The following is a 15633-nucleotide window of genomic DNA, read 5'->3' on the forward strand; positions in this document are numbered from 1 at the left end:
GCGCCCTGCCCGTCACCTTCCCTTCTCTGCAAGGTTACCCCGTCATGCGTCAAGCACTGCCCCTCGCGCTGGCAGCCCTGCTTCTGGGCGGCTGCGCCAGCCACAAACCCGAAGATTTCAACGGCACCTGGATCAACCAGGACGCCATCAATGCGGCCGTCAAGGGCGGCAGCCTGCGTCAGGCGCTCAATGAGCACGGGCCGGTGTTCGAGTGGAAGCTCGACGTCGCCAGCCAACAGGCCAGCTACAGCAATGGTTTCGAAGCGGCCGACGGCCAGCTGAGCGCCACCGACAAGCAATGGCGGGCCAGCTTCCAGGGTGGCCAGACCGAACAGCTGTCGCTCGATGGCGACGAACTGCAGGCGGTCGATCAAAGCGGCGGCAAGCAGACCTTCGTGCGCGCCAAAGCACCGGCGGCGACCAATGCGCCACTGGGCAGCAGCTTCGAGAAAGCCCTGTACCAGGCCTATCTGGGCGGTAACTGGAAGATCATCGAAGGCCAGGGCAAAGGTGCCAGCGTGCGCTTCGGCGACACCGGCAACGTCACCGGCCTGCCAGGGCCAGACCGTTTCGCCCTGTGCCTGGCGGGTGATTGCGCGACCATGGGTGGCAGCAATGACAGCCTGTGGCTGGAGCGCAACCAGCGTGGCGCGCCGTTCATCCTCAAGCGCGATGGCGACAAGCTGGAGATCTTCCAGGCGGTGAACCGCGCACAGCCGGATGAAATGCCCGTGTTGGCGGCCGGCAAACGCCAGTGGGTGCTGGAACTGGACTGAAGCCTTATTTCGAGCCGAGCGCCGCCCCTTTGTGGGAGCGGGCATGCCCGCGAACACCGGCGAAGCCGGTGCCGTACACCACGTAGCCTGATTCGCGGGCACGCCCGCTCCCACAAGGAGCCGCATCAAACCTGGAGTTAATTTTTCCCTTTCAGGATGGCCGCATAGCCTTCCCTGTAGCTCGGATACACCGGCGCCCAGCCCAACGCCCGCGCCCGGGCATTACTGCAGCGCTTGCTGCCGGTGCGCCGCACTCGCTGCTCATCCGACCACTCGGTTACCCCCATGTACGCCCGCAGCCAGGCCACCACGTCGGCCAGCGGCGCCGGCTCGTCGTCGACGCCGATGTAGCAATCGTCGAGCACCTTGCCATCAGCATCGGCCTGCAACAGGAACGCCAACAGGCTGGCGGCATCCTCGGCATGGATGCGGTTGCCATACAGCGGTGGCTCCTCGGCCACGCGGTAGCCCTGGCGCACCTGACTGAGCAGCCACTCGCGGCCGGGGCCATAGATGCCGGTCAGGCGCACCACACTGGCCGGGATGCCGCTGGCCAGCGCCAGCCGCTCAGCCTCCAGCATCAACCGCCCGGAATAACTTTCAGGCTCGGTGGCCGCGCCTTCTTCGATCCACTCGCCGTCCTTCTGTGCATACACGCTGCTGCTGGACACGAACAGCAGGCGCCGTGGGCGTTGGCCGCGCTCGGCCAGCCAACCCAGCACATGGCGCAAACCGTCGACATAGGCTGCCTGGTAACCCGCCTCGTCGTGCTGGCTGGCCGCCACGCAATACACCAGGTAGTCCGGCGCGCGCTGCGGCCAGGCGTCGGGGATCGATGGCTCGGACAAGTCCGCCGCCACCGGCACGACCCCCGCAGGCAACTGCCCGACCGAGCGACGCAGGCCGCTCACCTGCCAGCCGCGCGCAAGCATCTGCCGGGCAAGACGCCCGCCTACATCACCACATCCCACCACCATCACGGAAAGGTCTGACATCTCTAAACTCCCTAGACCAATTGATCAGCCCGACCACGCTACACGATGGATGGCTAGACCATAGGCGAAAAAAGCAACAAGATTACTTTTGTTAACAAGAATTACTTGCAATAATGGCCGCCAAATTGTTCTCGGCCTACCTCGAGGCCTTGGAGAACGTTCACTTTATTCTTCATCAGGTCCGGCCAGCATGACACGTACTCAACCTTCCGCTTCGCCAACCCCGTCGCGCGCCTGGCGCGCCATCGCCGCGCTGACGCTCAGCCTGGTGCTGGCCCCGGTGGCCATGGCCGATGAGCCAACCGCCAATGCTGCCACGCCTGCTGCCGCTACTGCACCAGCTGCCCCAGCCGCAGCACCAGTTGCCGACGCAGTTGCCGCCACCCCGGTTGATGCCCCGGTCGCGGTAGACCCAAGCGTCGAAGCCCTGGTTGAAGACACCTCGCTGGGCATGGCCCACGACCTGTCCCCATGGGGCATGTACAAGAACGCCGACGTGGTGGTCAAGGCGGTGATGATCGGCCTGGCCATCGCCTCCATCATCACCTGGACCATCTGGATCGCCAAAGGCTTCGAGCTGATGGGCGCCAAGCGTCGTCTGCGTGGTGAAATCGCCCTGCTGAAGAAATCCGCCAGCCTCAAGGAAGCCAGCGACGTTTCCAACAAGGAAGGCACCCTGGCCCACACCCTGGTCCACGACGCCCTCGAAGAGATGCGCCTGTCGGCCAACGCCCGCGAAAAAGAAGGCATCAAGGAGCGCGTCAGCTTCCGCCTGGAGCGCCTGGTACACGCCAGCGGCCGCACCATGAGCAGCGGCACCGGCGTACTCGCCACCATCGGCTCCACTGCGCCATTCGTCGGCCTGTTCGGTACCGTATGGGGCATCATGAACAGCTTCATCGGCATCGCCAAGACCCAGACCACCAACCTGGCCGTGGTTGCCCCGGGTATCGCCGAGGCCCTGCTGGCCACCGCCCTGGGCCTGGTCGCCGCAATCCCGGCCGTGGTCATCTACAACGTCTTCGCCCGCTCCATCGCCGGCTACAAGGCCCAGGTGTCCGACGCCTCCGCCCAGGTGCTGCTGCTGGTCAGCCGTGACCTGGACCACCAGGGCAGCGAACGCGCCGCCCCGCACATGGTGAAAGTGGGGTAAGCCATGGGCCTGCATCTCAACGAAGGTGGCGACGACCTCGCCGAAAACCACGAAATCAACGTTACGCCGTTCATCGACGTGATGCTGGTGCTGCTGATCATCTTCATGGTCGCAGCCCCCTTGGCCACGGTCGACATCAAGGTCGACCTGCCGGCCTCGACCGCCAAGCCGGCGCCGAGGCCCGAGAAACCGGTGTTCGTCAGCGTCAAGGCCGACCAGAAGCTGTACGTCGGTGACGATCAGGTCCCTGCCCCCGACCAGCTTGGCCCGATGCTCGATGCCAAGACCAAGGGCGACAAGGAAACCACCATCTTCTTCCAGGCTGACAAAGGCGTGGATTACGGTGACCTGATGGAAGTGATGAACAACATGCGCGCGGCCGGCTACCTGAAAGTCGGTCTGGTAGGTCTCGAGACGGCAGCCAAGAAATGACAAAAACGCGCTCTAACATGGCGCGCTACGGTGGCAGCCTGGCGATCGTGCTGGGCGTGCACGTGGTCGCCGTGCTGCTGACGCTCAACTGGTCGGTGCCCCAGGCCATCGAACTGCCACCGGCAGCCATGATGGTCGAGCTGGCGCCATTGCCGGAGCCTGCGCCACCACCGCCCCCGAAAGCGGCGCCGCAGCCACCGGCGCCGGTCGAGGAACCGCCGCTGCCGAAGCTGGCCGAGGCACCCAAGCCCAAGATCGCCATTCCCAAGCCGCCCAAGCCAAAGGCCAAGCCACAGCCGCCCAAGCCCGAGAAAAAGCCTGAGCCGCCGAAGGAAGCACCGCCGACCGAACAAACGGTAGACGCACCGCCCAGCAACACGCCGCCGCAGAAGTCCGCGGCACCGGCGCCGAGCATTGCGTCCAACAGCAACGCCCTGCCGACCTGGCAGAGCGACCTGCTGCGTCACCTGGCCAAGTACAAGCGTTACCCGGAAGACGCGCGCCGTCGCGGTCTGCAGGGCATCAACCGCCTGCGCTTCGTGGTCGACGCCGAAGGCAAGGTGGTGTCGTACTCCATGGCCGGTGGCTCGGGTAGTGCCGCCCTGGACCGGGCGACCCTGGAAATGATCCGTCGGGCCGGCACGGTACCCAAGCCGCCACCCGAGTTGCTGAACAATGGCACGATCGAAGTCGTGGCACCGTTCGTCTACTCGCTGGACCGCCGCTGAGACTTTTGTTTCTGTCACAAATCGGCAAGTCTGATAACGTGCGTCTATCGATTGCAGCCGCTATGCTGGGCTCGCAACTTCATGGACGCACGTTATGACCCTCACAGAATTACGCTACATCGTCACACTCGCCCAGGAACAGCACTTCGGCCATGCCGCCGAACGCTGTCACGTGAGCCAGCCGACCCTGTCGGTCGGTGTGAAGAAGCTCGAGGATGAGCTTGGCGTGCTGATCTTCGAGCGCAGCAAGAGCGCGGTCCGCCTTACCCCGGTCGGCGAAAGCATCGTCGCCCAGGCGCAGAAGGTACTGGAGCAGGCCCAGGGCATTCGCGAGCTGGCCCAGGCCGGCAAGAACCAGCTGACCGCCCCGCTCAAGGTCGGTGCCATCTACACCGTCGGCCCATACCTGTTCCCGCACCTGATCCCTCAGTTGCACCGCGTGGCGCCACAAATGCCGCTGTACATCGAAGAGAACTTCACCCATGTACTGCGCGAAAAGCTGCGCAACGGCGAACTGGATGCGGTGATCATCGCCCTGCCGTTCAACGAAGCCGACGTGCTGACCCTGCCGCTGTACGATGAACCGTTCTGCGCCCTGATGCCGGCCGACCACCCGTGGACGGCGAAAAAGACCATCGACACCGCCATGCTCAACGACAAGAGCCTGTTGCTGCTCGGTGAAGGCCACTGCTTCCGCGACCAGGTGCTGGAAGCCTGCCCAACGCTGAACAAGGGCGGTGAAGGCTCCAAGCACACCACGGTCGAGTCCAGCTCGCTGGAAACCATCCGCCACATGGTGGCCTCCGGCCTTGGCGTGTCGATCCTGCCGCTGTCGGCGGTGCACAGCCACCACTACGCCCCCGGCGTCATCGAGGTTCGCCCACTGACCGCACCGGCACCATTCCGCACCGTGGCCATCGCTTGGCGCGCCAGCTTCCCGCGGCCGAAGGCCATCGAGATTCTCGCCGACTCGATCCGCCTGTGCTCGGTCGCCAAAGCCCCTGCGGAACAACCGGCCTGAGTCATGAGTGAGCTGTCGAAGGTCCCGGTCACGGTACTCAAGGGGGTTGGCGAGGCCATGGCGGAGAAACTCGCCAAGGTCGGCCTGGAGAACCTGCAGGACGTGCTGTTCCACCTGCCCCTGCGCTACCAGGACCGCACTCGCGTGGTGCCGATAGGCCAGCTGCGCCCTGGCCAGGACGCGGTGATCGAGGGCGTGGTCAGCGGCGCCGACGTGACCATGGGCAAGCGCCGCAGCCTGGTGGTGCGCCTGGGTGACGGCAGCGGCGTGCTGAGCCTGCGCTTCTACCACTTCAGCAACGCGCAGAAGGAAGGCCTCAAGCGTGGTACTCACCTGCGCTGCTACGGCGAAGCCCGCCCCGGCGCCTCGGGCCTGGAAATCTACCACCCAGAATACCGCGCACTGAACGGCGACGAGCCGCCGCCACCGGTCGAGCAGACCCTGACGCCGATCTATCCGTCCACCGAAGGCCTCACCCAGCAACGCCTGCGCCTGCTGTGCCAGCAGAGCCTGGGCCTGCTCGGCCCGCGCAGCCTGCCGGACTGGCTGCCCGACGAACTGGCCCGGGACTACCAGCTGGCGCCGCTGGACGATGCCATCCGCTACCTGCACAACCCGCCGGCCGACGCCGACCTCGACGAGCTTGCCGAAGGCCAGCACTGGGCCCAGCACCGCCTGGCCTTCGAAGAACTGCTGACCCACCAGCTGTCGCAGCAACGCCTGCGCGAAAGCCTGCGCAGCCTGCGCGCGCCGGTGCTGCCCAAGGCCCAGCGCCTGCAGGCGCAGTACCTGGCCAACCTGGGCTTCCAGCCGACCGGCGCGCAGCAGCGGGTGGCCAATGAAATTGCCTACGACCTCAGCCAGCACGAGCCGATGATGCGCCTGGTGCAGGGCGATGTGGGTGCCGGCAAGACCGTGGTCGCCGCCCTGGCCGCGCTGCAGGCCCTGGAGGCCGGCTACCAGGTGGCCTTGATGGCGCCCACCGAGATCCTCGCCGAACAGCACTACATCACCTTCAAGCGCTGGCTCGAACCGCTGGGCATCGAAGTGGCCTGGCTGGCCGGCAAGCTCAAGGGCAAGGCTCGGGCAGCCGCCCTGGAGCAGATCGCCAACGGTGCGCCAATGGTGGTCGGTACCCACGCGCTGTTCCAGGAAGAGGTGAAGTTCAAGCACTTGGCCCTGGCGATCATCGATGAACAACACCGTTTTGGCGTGCAGCAACGCCTGGCCCTGCGCAAGAAGGGCGTGGCCGGGGAATTGTGCCCGCACCAGCTGATCATGACCGCCACGCCCATTCCGCGCACCCTGGCCATGAGCGCCTACGCCGACCTGGACACCTCGGTGCTCGACGAGCTGCCGCCCGGGCGCACCCCGGTGAACACCGTGCTGGTGGCCGACAGCCGCCGCTTCGAAGTGGTCGAGCGGGTGCGCGCCGCCTGCGCCGAAGGGCGCCAGGCCTATTGGGTGTGCACCCTGATCGAAGAATCCGAAGAGCTGACCTGCCAAGCCGCCGAAAGCACCTACGAGGAGCTGGGCAGCGCCCTGGGCGAGCTGCGGGTGGGGCTGATCCACGGGCGCATGAAGCCGGCGGAAAAGGCTGAGATCATGGCCGAGTTCAAGGCCGGCAACCTGCAGCTGCTGGTCGCCACCACGGTCATCGAGGTGGGCGTGGACGTGCCCAACGCCAGCCTGATGATCATCGAGAACCCCGAGCGCCTGGGCCTGGCCCAGTTGCACCAGCTGCGCGGCCGGGTTGGCCGGGGCAGCGCCGTCAGCCATTGCGTGCTGCTGTACCACCCGCCACTGTCGCAGATCGGCCGCGAGCGCCTAGGGATCATGCGGGAAACCAACGACGGCTTCATCATCGCCGAGAAAGACCTGGAACTGCGTGGCCCAGGCGAGATGCTCGGCACCCGCCAGACCGGCCTGTTGCAGTTCAAGGTCGCCGACCTGATGCGCGACGCCGACCTGCTGCCGGCCGTGCGCGACGCCGCCCAGGCCCTGATCGCACGGTGGCCGGAGCACGTCAGCCCACTGCTCGATCGCTGGCTGCGCCATGGCCAGCAATATGGCCAAGTGTGACGCTGGTCCCATAATGGATCCAGTTTTGCCCCCAGGCTGGTTATACTTCGCGTTTAAAAGAATCAGTGGATACGGACCATGACTGAAGTTGCCCTGGACACCGCAACCCCACACGCTCCCTCGGTCATCCGGCTGCTGCTCGACAAACTCGGCGTGGCCTACCGCGAGGTGGTCGAACATCCGCACCTGCCGGCAGCGTCGCGGGTACAGGCCGTGCTGCTCGACGACGAGGTCGGTGCCCTGATGGTGCTGTTCCCGCAGAGCCAGCTGCTGGACCTCAACCGCCTGGCCGAACTGACCGGGCGCAAGCTCACCGCGGTGTCGGTGCCGCGCCTGAAGCAGATGCTGGACAAGCACCAGCTCAAGGCCCTGCCGGGCATCCCGGCGCTGACCAGCTCGCCGTGCCAGTACGAAAAGAGCCTGCTCGACGCCGATAAAGTGTTTATCCAGTCTGGCGAAGCCGGCCTGCTGCTGGAAATCGAACGCGCGCACTTCAAGCGCATGCTGGTCAAGGCCAGCGCCAGCAGCTTCGGGCAGGAAGTCGAGGCCATCAGCCCCAACCTCGACCGCCCCGATGATGACACCCGGGAAATCACCAACGCCGTCCAGGCCTTCACTGCCCGGCGCATTCAGAAGCGTCTGGAAGAAACCATCGAAATCCCGCCGCTGGCCGACACCGCGCAAAAGATCATCAAGCTGCGGGTAGACCCCAACGCCAGCATCGACGATATCACCGGCGTGGTTGAAACCGACCCGGCGCTGGCAGCACAGGTGGTGAGCTGGGCGGCATCGCCCTACTACGCCTCACCTGGCAAGATCCGCTCGGTAGAAGATGCCATCGTGCGTGTGCTGGGCTTCGACCTGGTGATCAACCTGGCCCTGGGCCTGGCGCTGGGCAAGACCCTGAGCCTGCCGAAAGACCACCCGCAGCAAGCCACGCCGTACTGGCAGCAGTCGATCTACACCGCCGCGATCATCGAAGGCCTGACCCGCGCCATGCCACGGGCCGAGCGCCCCGAGGCCGGCCTGACCTACCTGGCCGGGCTGCTGCACAACTTTGGCTACCTGCTGTTGGCGCACGTTTTCCCGCCGCACTTCTCGCTGATCTGCCGCCACCTGGAGGTCAACCCGCACTTGTGCCACACCTACGTGGAACAACACCTGCTGGGCATCAGCCGCGAGCAGATCGGTGCCTGGTTGATGAAGCTGTGGGACATGCCGGAAGAGCTGTCCACCGCGCTGCGCTTCCAGCACGACCCGGCCTATGAAGGCGAGTTTTCGGCGTTCCCCAACCTGGTGTGCCTGGCCACCCGCCTGCTGCGCTCGCGGGGGATTGGCTCGGGGCCGCAGCAGGAGATTCCAGACGAGTTGCTGGAGCGGCTGGGGATTACCCGGGACAAGGCCGAGGATGTGGTGAACAAGGTGCTCGAGGCAGAGAGCCTGCTGCGTGAACTGGCTTCGCAGTTCCACACACCGCATTAAGCATTAACGCGTAACCTGTGGGAGCGGGCGTGCCCGCGAACACCGGCGAAGCCGGTGCCATGCACCGCGTCGTTTGTTTCGCGGGCATGCCCGCTCCCACAGGTAAAGCGTCGACATCCCCGTTGGGTTTCAGCCCTTCTTCTTCGGCTTCAGGTACTTCATCAACCCCTGGAACCACATCACCAGCGCCGGGTTGCCCTTGATCTGGATGTGCTTGTCCTGAATCCCCTGCATGAACGCCAACTGCTTGTTACCTGCCTGCATGGTGGCGAAGCCATAGGCGGCGTCCTTGAAGGCAATGGCGAACGCCGGCTGCGGGTGCGCGCCGCCCTTGCTGCTGACGCGTTCATTGTTGACGATGAAGTGCCGGGCGACCTTGCCGTCCAGGGTCTGCATCTGGAACACCAGGTCCTTGCCCTTGAGCTGCTGCTGGAATGCCGGGTTGTTGCGGCTGGCCCTGGCCATCAACAGCCCCATGGCCCAGAGAAGAAAGCGGAACTTCATCAACGCGCCTCGAATTAAAAGTGACTAAGGCGCGCAGTCTATCCTTTTCCGGAACTATTTATGCAAGTTCGAAACATTTTGCCTGCAGAAAGCACAACGGGCGCCCTGGGGCGCCCGCTTGGCTGACACTGGGGTTGTCAGGGAGCGATCACTTGCCTTTCTTGGCCGGCTTGACGGGGGCGTTGACGCTGTCGCGCAGGTTCTTGCCTGGCTTGAAAGCCACGGTATTGCTGGCCTTGATCTTGACCGGTTCACCGGTTTGCGGGTTCTTGCCGGTACGCGCACCGCGATGACGTTTTTCGAAGGTGCCGAAACCGACCAGGGTCACGGTGTCCTTGTCCAGGGCACCCGTGATGCTGTCGAGAATCGCGTTCAAAACCTGATTGGCCTTTTCCTTGGTCAGATCGGCCTTTTCGGCGATGACGGCGGCGAGTTCTGGTTTGCGCATAGTGAAGCCTCTTTGACGGAATTCTTGTTGTTATGCCGTGCTGCCCTGGGAGCAGCGCTCAAGGCACCGCAGGCTCTAATCTGCGGCAGACGGAAGTGAGGATGGCACGTGCACAGGGGCCGCGCCAGTATCTGGGCGGCCATTGTGCAAGCAACAACAGGATAAATCCGACAGAACGCCAGCTATTTACGCCATTACGGCCGGCAGCTGGCGATTCAGGGCCAGCTTTTCCATCACGGCCGCCCCGGTGAGGGCGTAGCCCAGCAGCTTGCCCTCTGCATCAAGGCAGAGCACCTTGAGGTCACTGCCCTGCCCTTCTACCTGCCAGGTGCCTTCGTGGCCCTGGGGCGGCGGCGAGACCACCAGCGGGCAGGCCGGGGTTTTCACGGTGATCGGCATCGGCCCGTAGGCGACCGTTGTCGGCTTGCCGGCCAGGGTTTGCGCCAGGGCTCGGGCGCAGCTCATCAGCGGCATCACATAGAGCAGGTTGATGCCATCGACTTCGGCACAGTCGCCAAGGGCGAATATGTTGGCGTGGGACGTGCGCAACTGGCGGTCCACGCAAACGCCACGGTTGGTCTGCAGGCCAGCGGCGGCGGCCAGGTCGGTGCGCGGGCGCAGGCCGATGGCCGAAACCACCAGGTCGCAGGCGATCACGCTGCCGTCGGACAGGTGCGCCTCCAGGCCCTGGGCCACCTGCTGCAGGCGGGTCAGTACCGGGCCGAGGTGAAAACGCACGCCCAGGCCTTCCAGCCCGGCCTGCACGGCAGTGGCAGCGGCCGGGTGCAGCAGGGTCGGCATGACTTGCTCGCACGGCGCCACCACATCGACCTGGAAGCCGCCCAGGCTCATGTCGTTGGCGAATTCGCAGCCGATCAGGCCGGCACCGAGGATCAGCACGCGCTGTTTGCCGACGGCGGCGGCACGGAAGCGCGCGTAGTCTTCCAGGTCGTTGATCGGGAACACTCGATCGCCGCCATCACCTTCGATCGGCACCTGCACCGTCTGCGCGCCCCAAGCCAGCACCAGGTCGCGGTATTCCACCGCCTCTTCACCTATCCACAAACGCTTGTGGCCCGGGTCGATGCCGCTGATGCGGGTATGGGTGCGAATCTCGGCATTCAGTTGCTCGGCCATGGCGCCCGGCTCGGCCATGCACAGGCCGTCGGCGTCCTTCTGCTTGGCAAAGCCGGTGGACAGCATGGGCTTGGAGTAGGAACGACCGTCATCGGCGGTGATCAGCAGCAGCGGCGTCTGCGCATCGAGCTTGCGAAATTCACGGGCCAGGTTGTAGCCCGCAAGGCCGGTACCGATGATTACCACAGGGGACGTCATGTCGTGCTTTCCTCGATTAGCCGATGGAGATCATTTCAAAGTCGCTCTTGCCCACGCCGCAGTCGGGGCACAGCCAGTCTTCAGGCACGTCTTCCCAGCGGGTGCCGGGGGCGATGCCGTCGTCGGGCCAGCCTTCGGCTTCGTCGTAGATCAGGCCACAGACAATACATTGCCACTTTTTCATGGGGGTGGGTTTCCTCGGTTCAGGCTGGAGCGTTGTGTTGCTGCTGATGGCCTCTTCGCGGGCATGCCCGCTCCCACAGGAGTTGTGTATAACCTGTAATCGATGGACTCGCCCCCGCCGAGGCCAGCGCGCAATTCGTGGGGCTTTGTAGCGGCCCTGTCGGCAGTATGCAAGCAGTCGGGGCAATCATGCTAAGCTCGCCGCCTCTCTGGTTGTAACAAGCAGACCGACGTGTCGTACGAATCCCCGCAAGCAGCCGCTGTCGCGTGGCTGCCGTATTCACGGCTGGCGACCGACATCGACCAGCCCACCCTTGACTGGCTGTTCGACGAGGGCTCGCTGACCCGCCGCCTGACCCGCCTGTCCAACGATCATTTCTCCGTCACCCCGCTGTTCGAGGGCTGGCAGCCGCTGCGCGATGACGAATGCCAGGCACTGGGCATCGCCGCTGGCGCCGAAGGCTGGGTGCGTGAGGTGTACCTGCGCGGCCATGGCCAACCCTGGGTTTTCGCCCGCAGCGTCGCCAGCCGCAGCGCCCTGGAGCGCGGCGGGCTGGACCTGGAAACCCTGGGCAGCCGTTCGCTGGGCGAGTTGCTGTTCTGTGACCAGGCATTCATCCGCCACCCCATCGAGGTGTGCAGTTATCCACAGGCCTGGCTGCCGGGCGAAGCCGCCCACGCGGCGTTGTGGGGCCGCCGTTCGCGCTTCGAACGTGGCGGCCTGGACCTGCTGGTGGCAGAGGTGTTTCTGCCAGCATTGTGGCAAGCGGCCAAGGAGGAAAACCGCTGATGTACCTGCAACTGCTCAAGTCGCTCAACCGTCTGCACCCACGGGCCTGGGACTTCGTCCAGCTCAGCCGCATGGACCGGCCGATTGGTATCTACCTGCTGCTGTGGCCGACCTTGTCGGCGGTGTGGATTGCCGGCAACGGTTCACCAACCCTTGCCAACGTGCTGATCTTCGGCCTAGGTGTGGTGCTGATGCGCGCTGCAGGTTGCTGCATCAACGACTTTGCCGACCGCAAGGTGGACGGCCACGTCAAACGTACCGCCGACCGCCCCCTGGCCAGCGGCCGGGTCCGCCCGCGCGAAGCACTGGCGCTGTTCGCCATCCTGGTCGGAGTGAGCTTCCTGCTGGTGCTGTGTACCAACAGCCGCACGGTTTGGCTGTCGTTCGGTGCGGTGGCACTGGCGTTCTGCTACCCGTTCATGAAGCGCTACACCTATTACCCGCAGGTGGTGCTGGGGGCGGCGTATTCCTGGGGCATTCCCATGGCCTTCACCGCAGCGGGTGGCGAGCTGCCGGCCAGCGCCTGGCTGCTGTATATCGCCAATCTGCTGTGGACGGTGGGCTACGACACCTACTACGCCATGGTCGACCGTGATGACGACCTGAAGATAGGCGTGAAATCGACCGCTATCCTGTTCGGCGACGCAGACCGCACCATCATCCTGACCTTGCAGCTGCTGTCGCTGGGCTGCCTGTTGCTGGCCGGCAGCCGCTTCGAGCTGGGTGGCTGGTTCCACCTGGGGCTGCTGGGCGCGGCGGCGTGCTTTGCCTGGGAGTACTGGTCGACGCGCAAGCTGGACCGGGAGTCGTGCTTCAAGGCGTTTCTGCACAATCACTGGGCGGGGTTGCTGGTGTTTATCGGGGTAGTGTTGGATTACGCACTGCGTTGAAGCTGAGGGCCCTATCGCCGGCAAGCCAGCCCCACAGGTGCAGCGCTGCCTTTACAGCTTGCGCATAACCTGTGGGAGCTGGCTTGCCGGCGATGGGCCGCAAAGCGGCCCCGGCAATCTCAAGGCTTGGCAACGTGCCAGACGTCCTTCATGCCGTCACCGGTCATATCGCCGGCCTTCTTGTCCTTGATGAAGGTGTACAGCGGCTTGCCATCATAGGCCCACTGCTTGCTGCCATCATCGCGCATCACCACTGTCCACTTGTCCTTGGCCGGTTCGTCATTGGCCTTGACCATCAGCGGCGGCCAGTTGGTGGCGCATTCGCCATTGCACATCGACTTGCCGCCCGCATCCTTGTCGAAGGTGTACAGGGTCATGCCGGCATGATCGACCAACATCCCGCCCTTCTCCATCGCATGGTCGGCCAAGGCCACCCCCGGGAGCGCCAGCGCAGTGAAAAGGGCCATCCAGCTCAGCGTTTGTCGTGTCATTGGATTCACCATTGTTTCGGGGGGATTGAGTTCTGGTTGCCACAACTACGGCCCTTTCAAGCCTAGTTCAGTCATGGAATGTCGCCAGAACGGCCAACACCCTGTCACACAGCTGCAATAATTCCGTTATCTAATGCGGGCCAAGACACCGTATCCAGGAGAGGTTTTGAGCATGGTTGGCAGGAACATTCTGATCGTCGACGACGAAGCACCAATTCGCGAGATGATCGCCGTTGCCCTGGAAATGGCCGGCTATGACTGCCTGGAAGCGGAAAACTCCCAACAGGCCCACGCGATCATCGTCGACCGCAAACCGGACCTGATCCTGCTCGACTGGATGCTGCCGGGCACCTCCGGCATCGAACTGGCCCGCCGCCTCAAGCGCGACGAGCTGACCGGCGACATCCCGATCATCATGCTCACCGCCAAGGGTGAAGAGGACAACAAGATCCAGGGCCTGGAAGTGGGCGCCGACGACTACATCACCAAGCCGTTCTCGCCGCGTGAACTGGTCGCTCGCCTCAAAGCCGTGCTGCGCCGCACCGGCCCGAGCGATAGCGAGGCACCGATCGAAGTCGGCGGCCTGCTGCTCGACCCGATCAGCCACCGCGTGACCATCGACGGCAAGCCGGCCGAGATGGGCCCTACCGAATACCGCCTGCTGCAGTTCTTCATGACCCACCAGGAGCGCGCCTACACCCGTGGCCAGCTGCTGGACCAGGTGTGGGGCGGTAACGTCTATGTCGAAGAGCGCACCGTCGACGTACACATCCGCCGCCTGCGCAAGGCGCTGGGTGAAGCCTACGAAAATCTGGTACAAACCGTCCGGGGCACCGGCTACCGCTTCTCGACCAAGAGCTGATCGAGCTGAAAAGCGCCAAGCTGCACGTCGTTGTACAAGGACCGTCAATTGAACCAGAACTGGCACGCGACCCTGATTCGCCACCTGCTGCTGCTGATTACCGTCTGCCTGATCGGCGGGCTGGTCAGCGGCTACTATGGCTGGAGCCTGGCCATCGGCCTGGCGCTCTACCTGGGCTGGACCCTCAAGCAACTGCTGCGCCTGCATGACTGGCTGCGCAACCACCAACCCGACGAAGCACCGCCCGATGGCTACGGCCTCTGGGGCGAAGTGTTCGACAGCATCTATCACCTGCAACGCCGCGACCAGCGCGTGCGCGGCCGCCTGCAGGCGGTGATCGACCGGGTGCAGGAGTCTACCGCCGCGCTGCGTGACGCGGTGATCATGCTGGACAGCGACGGCAACCTGGAATGGTGGAACCGCGCCGCCGAGACTCTGCTGGGCTTCAAGACCCCACAGGACGGCGGCCAGCAGGTGACCAACCTGGTGCGCCACCCGCGCTTCAAGGAATACTTCGAGGCGGAGAACTACCTCGAGCCGCTGGAAATCCCCTCGCCGATCAACGACCGCATGCGCGTGCAGCTGCACATCACCCGCTACGGCAACAACGAGCACCTGATGCTGGTGCGCGATGTTACCCGCATCCATCAGCTGGAGCAGATGCGCAAGGACTTCGTCGCCAACGTGTCCCACGAGCTGCGCACGCCGCTGACGGTGATCACCGGCTACCTGGAAACCCTGCTGGACAACGTCGAAGACGTGAACCCGCGCTGGGGCCGAGCCCTGCAGCAGATGAGCCAGCAAGGCTCGCGCATGCAGACACTGCTCAACGACCTGCTGCTGTTGGCCAAGCTGGAGGCCACCGACTACCCGTCGGACAACCAGCCAGTGGCGGTCGATGCCTTGCTTGCCGCGATCAAGAACGACGCCCAGGCCCTGTCCGGGCCCCGCAACCAGCGCATCACCCTGGAAGCCGCGCCTGGCGTGCAGCTGAAGGGCAGCGAGTCGGAGCTGCGCAGTGCCTTTTCCAACCTGGTGTTCAATGCGGTCAAGTACACCCAGGACGAAGGCAGCATCCGTATTCGCTGGTGGGCCGATGCCCAGGGCGCGCACCTGTCGGTGCAGGACTCGGGGGTGGGCATCGATGCCAAGCACCTGCCACGCCTGACCGAGCGCTTCTACCGGGTCGATTCCAGCCGTGCGTCGAATACCGGCGGCACCGGGCTGGGGCTGGCGATCGTCAAGCATGTGCTGATGCGCCACCGCGGCAAGCTGGAGATCAGCAGCGTGCCGGGGCATGGCAGTACCTTTACCTGTCATTTCGCGCCGGCACAATTGGCCAACGGCAAGGCTTGAGATCGGGGCTGCTGCGCAGCCCTTCGCGGGCACGCCCGCTCCCACAGGGACCGCAATAAGTCCACCGCCCTTTGCTTTTGCCGCACCAGCCGCTACATTGGACCC

17 protein-coding genes are annotated in these 15633 nt (G+C 64.6%); 11 read left to right on the top strand and 6 right to left on the bottom strand.

The window, feature by feature from the left end:
- Window positions 1–44 precede the first annotated feature (44 nt).
- Window positions 45–776 (top strand): hypothetical protein, encoded by a 732-nt coding sequence (locus B2790_RS02380; RefSeq protein ID WP_137162665.1) that lies wholly within the window; start codon window positions 45–47, stop codon window positions 774–776.
- A 137-nt stretch (window positions 777–913) separates the two neighbouring features.
- On the opposite strand, the gene B2790_RS02385 is transcribed toward B2790_RS02380, so the two are convergent.
- Window positions 914–1771 (bottom strand): SDR family oxidoreductase, encoded by an 858-nt coding sequence (locus B2790_RS02385; protein ID WP_286918166.1) that lies wholly within the window; start codon window positions 1769–1771, stop codon window positions 914–916.
- Between the two features lie 190 nt (window positions 1772–1961).
- On the opposite strand from B2790_RS02385, the gene exbB reads away from it, so the two are divergent.
- The 6 genes from exbB to B2790_RS02415 all read left to right on the top strand — a co-directional run bounded on the left by exbB (window position 1962) and on the right by B2790_RS02415 (window position 8669).
- Entirely contained in the window at window positions 1962–2924 is a 963-nt protein-coding gene (gene exbB / locus B2790_RS02390; protein WP_286918167.1) for a tonB-system energizer ExbB, read from the top strand.
- 3 nt (window positions 2925–2927) lie between these two features.
- Complete coding sequence (exbD, locus tag B2790_RS02395) at window positions 2928–3356, top strand: TonB system transport protein ExbD (RefSeq protein ID WP_013974803.1); 429 nt, start codon at window positions 2928–2930, stop codon at window positions 3354–3356.
- Window positions 3353–4084 (top strand): energy transducer TonB, encoded by a 732-nt coding sequence (locus B2790_RS02400; RefSeq protein WP_016489831.1) that lies wholly within the window; start codon window positions 3353–3355, stop codon window positions 4082–4084. The genes exbD and B2790_RS02400 overlap by 4 nt, the downstream gene beginning before the upstream one ends.
- Window positions 4085–4178: 94 nt before the next feature.
- Window positions 4179–5105: a hydrogen peroxide-inducible genes activator gene (locus B2790_RS02405; protein ID WP_013974805.1), complete on the top strand. Its 927-nt coding sequence runs from the start codon at window positions 4179–4181 to the stop codon at window positions 5103–5105.
- Between the two features lie 3 nt (window positions 5106–5108).
- On the top strand, window positions 5109–7187 hold the full coding sequence (gene recG, locus B2790_RS02410) for an ATP-dependent DNA helicase RecG (protein ID WP_039612341.1): 2079 nt from the start codon (window positions 5109–5111) through the stop codon (window positions 7185–7187).
- A 78-nt stretch (window positions 7188–7265) separates the two neighbouring features.
- Window positions 7266–8669: an aminoacyl-tRNA deacylase and HDOD domain-containing protein gene (locus B2790_RS02415; protein WP_075046765.1), complete on the top strand. Its 1404-nt coding sequence runs from the start codon at window positions 7266–7268 to the stop codon at window positions 8667–8669.
- Window positions 8670–8798: 129 nt separating this feature from the next.
- Here B2790_RS02415 and B2790_RS02420 read toward each other — a convergent pair whose 3' ends face one another.
- From B2790_RS02420 to B2790_RS02435, 4 genes are all read right to left on the bottom strand, one after another.
- Window positions 8799–9173, bottom strand: a complete 375-nt coding sequence (locus tag B2790_RS02420) for an SCP2 sterol-binding domain-containing protein (protein WP_025341122.1) — start codon at window positions 9171–9173, stop codon at window positions 8799–8801.
- A gap of 148 nt (window positions 9174–9321) precedes the next feature.
- Entirely contained in the window at window positions 9322–9621 is a 300-nt protein-coding gene (locus tag B2790_RS02425) for an HU family DNA-binding protein (RefSeq protein WP_013974808.1), read from the bottom strand.
- 186 nt (window positions 9622–9807) lie between these two features.
- A complete protein-coding gene (locus B2790_RS02430) occupies window positions 9808–10956 on the bottom strand; it encodes an NAD(P)/FAD-dependent oxidoreductase (RefSeq protein WP_085588827.1) in 1149 nt (382 codons plus the stop codon).
- A 16-nt stretch (window positions 10957–10972) separates the two neighbouring features.
- The gene (locus tag B2790_RS02435; RefSeq protein WP_003253349.1) at window positions 10973–11140 is read right to left on the bottom strand and encodes a rubredoxin; all 168 of its coding nucleotides are present in this window, start codon (window positions 11138–11140) and stop codon (window positions 10973–10975) included.
- 231 nt (window positions 11141–11371) lie between these two features.
- Between B2790_RS02435 and B2790_RS02440 the strand changes: the two genes are divergently transcribed.
- Window positions 11372–11929 carry a chorismate--pyruvate lyase family protein gene (locus tag B2790_RS02440; RefSeq protein WP_075046768.1) on the top strand — a complete coding sequence of 186 codons (558 nt, stop codon included), beginning with the start codon at window positions 11372–11374 and terminating at the stop codon, window positions 11927–11929.
- On the top strand, window positions 11929–12819 hold the full coding sequence (gene ubiA, locus B2790_RS02445; RefSeq protein ID WP_286918168.1) for a 4-hydroxybenzoate octaprenyltransferase: 891 nt from the start codon (window positions 11929–11931) through the stop codon (window positions 12817–12819). Before B2790_RS02440 ends, ubiA begins: the two co-directional genes overlap by 1 nt.
- A 119-nt stretch (window positions 12820–12938) precedes the next feature.
- Here ubiA and B2790_RS02450 read toward each other — a convergent pair whose 3' ends face one another.
- Window positions 12939–13310, bottom strand: a complete 372-nt coding sequence (locus B2790_RS02450; protein ID WP_085615970.1) for a hypothetical protein — start codon at window positions 13308–13310, stop codon at window positions 12939–12941.
- Window positions 13311–13482: 172 nt separating this feature from the next.
- Here B2790_RS02450 and phoB point away from each other — a divergent pair, with 172 nt between their 5' ends.
- The gene (gene phoB, locus B2790_RS02455; protein ID WP_003253341.1) at window positions 13483–14172 is read left to right on the top strand and encodes a phosphate regulon transcriptional regulator PhoB; all 690 of its coding nucleotides are present in this window, start codon (window positions 13483–13485) and stop codon (window positions 14170–14172) included.
- Between the two features lie 48 nt (window positions 14173–14220).
- Window positions 14221–15528, top strand: coding sequence for a phosphate regulon sensor histidine kinase PhoR (gene phoR, locus B2790_RS02460; RefSeq protein ID WP_025341127.1), 1308 nt, complete (start codon window positions 14221–14223; stop codon window positions 15526–15528).
- The last annotated feature ends 105 nt before the right edge of the window (window positions 15529–15633 follow it).

Origin of the sequence: Pseudomonas sp. UBA6753 (assembly GCF_002453565.1) — a bacterium.
GTDB classification, from domain to species: Bacteria; Pseudomonadota; Gammaproteobacteria; order Pseudomonadales; family Pseudomonadaceae; genus Aquipseudomonas; species Aquipseudomonas putida_Z.

Bases quoted from the DNA above. Each gene is read 5' to 3' on its own strand.
- B2790_RS02380 (WP_137162665.1), top strand. From the start codon at position 45: ATGCGTCAAGCACTGCCCCTCGCGCTGGCAGCCCTGCTTCTGGGCGGC.
- B2790_RS02385 (WP_286918166.1), bottom strand. From the start codon at position 1,771: ATGTCAGACCTTTCCGTGATGGTGGTGGGATGTGGTGATGTAGGCGGG.
- exbB (WP_286918167.1), top strand. From the start codon at position 1,962: ATGACACGTACTCAACCTTCCGCTTCGCCAACCCCGTCGCGCGCCTGG.
- exbD (WP_013974803.1), top strand. From the start codon at position 2,928: ATGGGCCTGCATCTCAACGAAGGTGGCGACGACCTCGCCGAAAACCAC.
- B2790_RS02400 (WP_016489831.1), top strand. From the start codon at position 3,353: ATGACAAAAACGCGCTCTAACATGGCGCGCTACGGTGGCAGCCTGGCG.
- B2790_RS02405 (WP_013974805.1), top strand. From the start codon at position 4,179: ATGACCCTCACAGAATTACGCTACATCGTCACACTCGCCCAGGAACAG.
- recG (WP_039612341.1), top strand. From the start codon at position 5,109: ATGAGTGAGCTGTCGAAGGTCCCGGTCACGGTACTCAAGGGGGTTGGC.
- B2790_RS02415 (WP_075046765.1), top strand. From the start codon at position 7,266: ATGACTGAAGTTGCCCTGGACACCGCAACCCCACACGCTCCCTCGGTC.
- B2790_RS02420 (WP_025341122.1), bottom strand. From the start codon at position 9,173: ATGAAGTTCCGCTTTCTTCTCTGGGCCATGGGGCTGTTGATGGCCAGG.
- B2790_RS02425 (WP_013974808.1), bottom strand. From the start codon at position 9,621: ATGCGCAAACCAGAACTCGCCGCCGTCATCGCCGAAAAGGCCGATCTG.
- B2790_RS02430 (WP_085588827.1), bottom strand. From the start codon at position 10,956: ATGACGTCCCCTGTGGTAATCATCGGTACCGGCCTTGCGGGCTACAAC.
- B2790_RS02435 (WP_003253349.1), bottom strand. From the start codon at position 11,140: ATGAAAAAGTGGCAATGTATTGTCTGTGGCCTGATCTACGACGAAGCC.
- ubiA (WP_286918168.1), top strand. From the start codon at position 11,929: ATGTACCTGCAACTGCTCAAGTCGCTCAACCGTCTGCACCCACGGGCC.
- B2790_RS02450 (WP_085615970.1), bottom strand. From the start codon at position 13,310: ATGACACGACAAACGCTGAGCTGGATGGCCCTTTTCACTGCGCTGGCG.
- phoB (WP_003253341.1), top strand. From the start codon at position 13,483: ATGGTTGGCAGGAACATTCTGATCGTCGACGACGAAGCACCAATTCGC.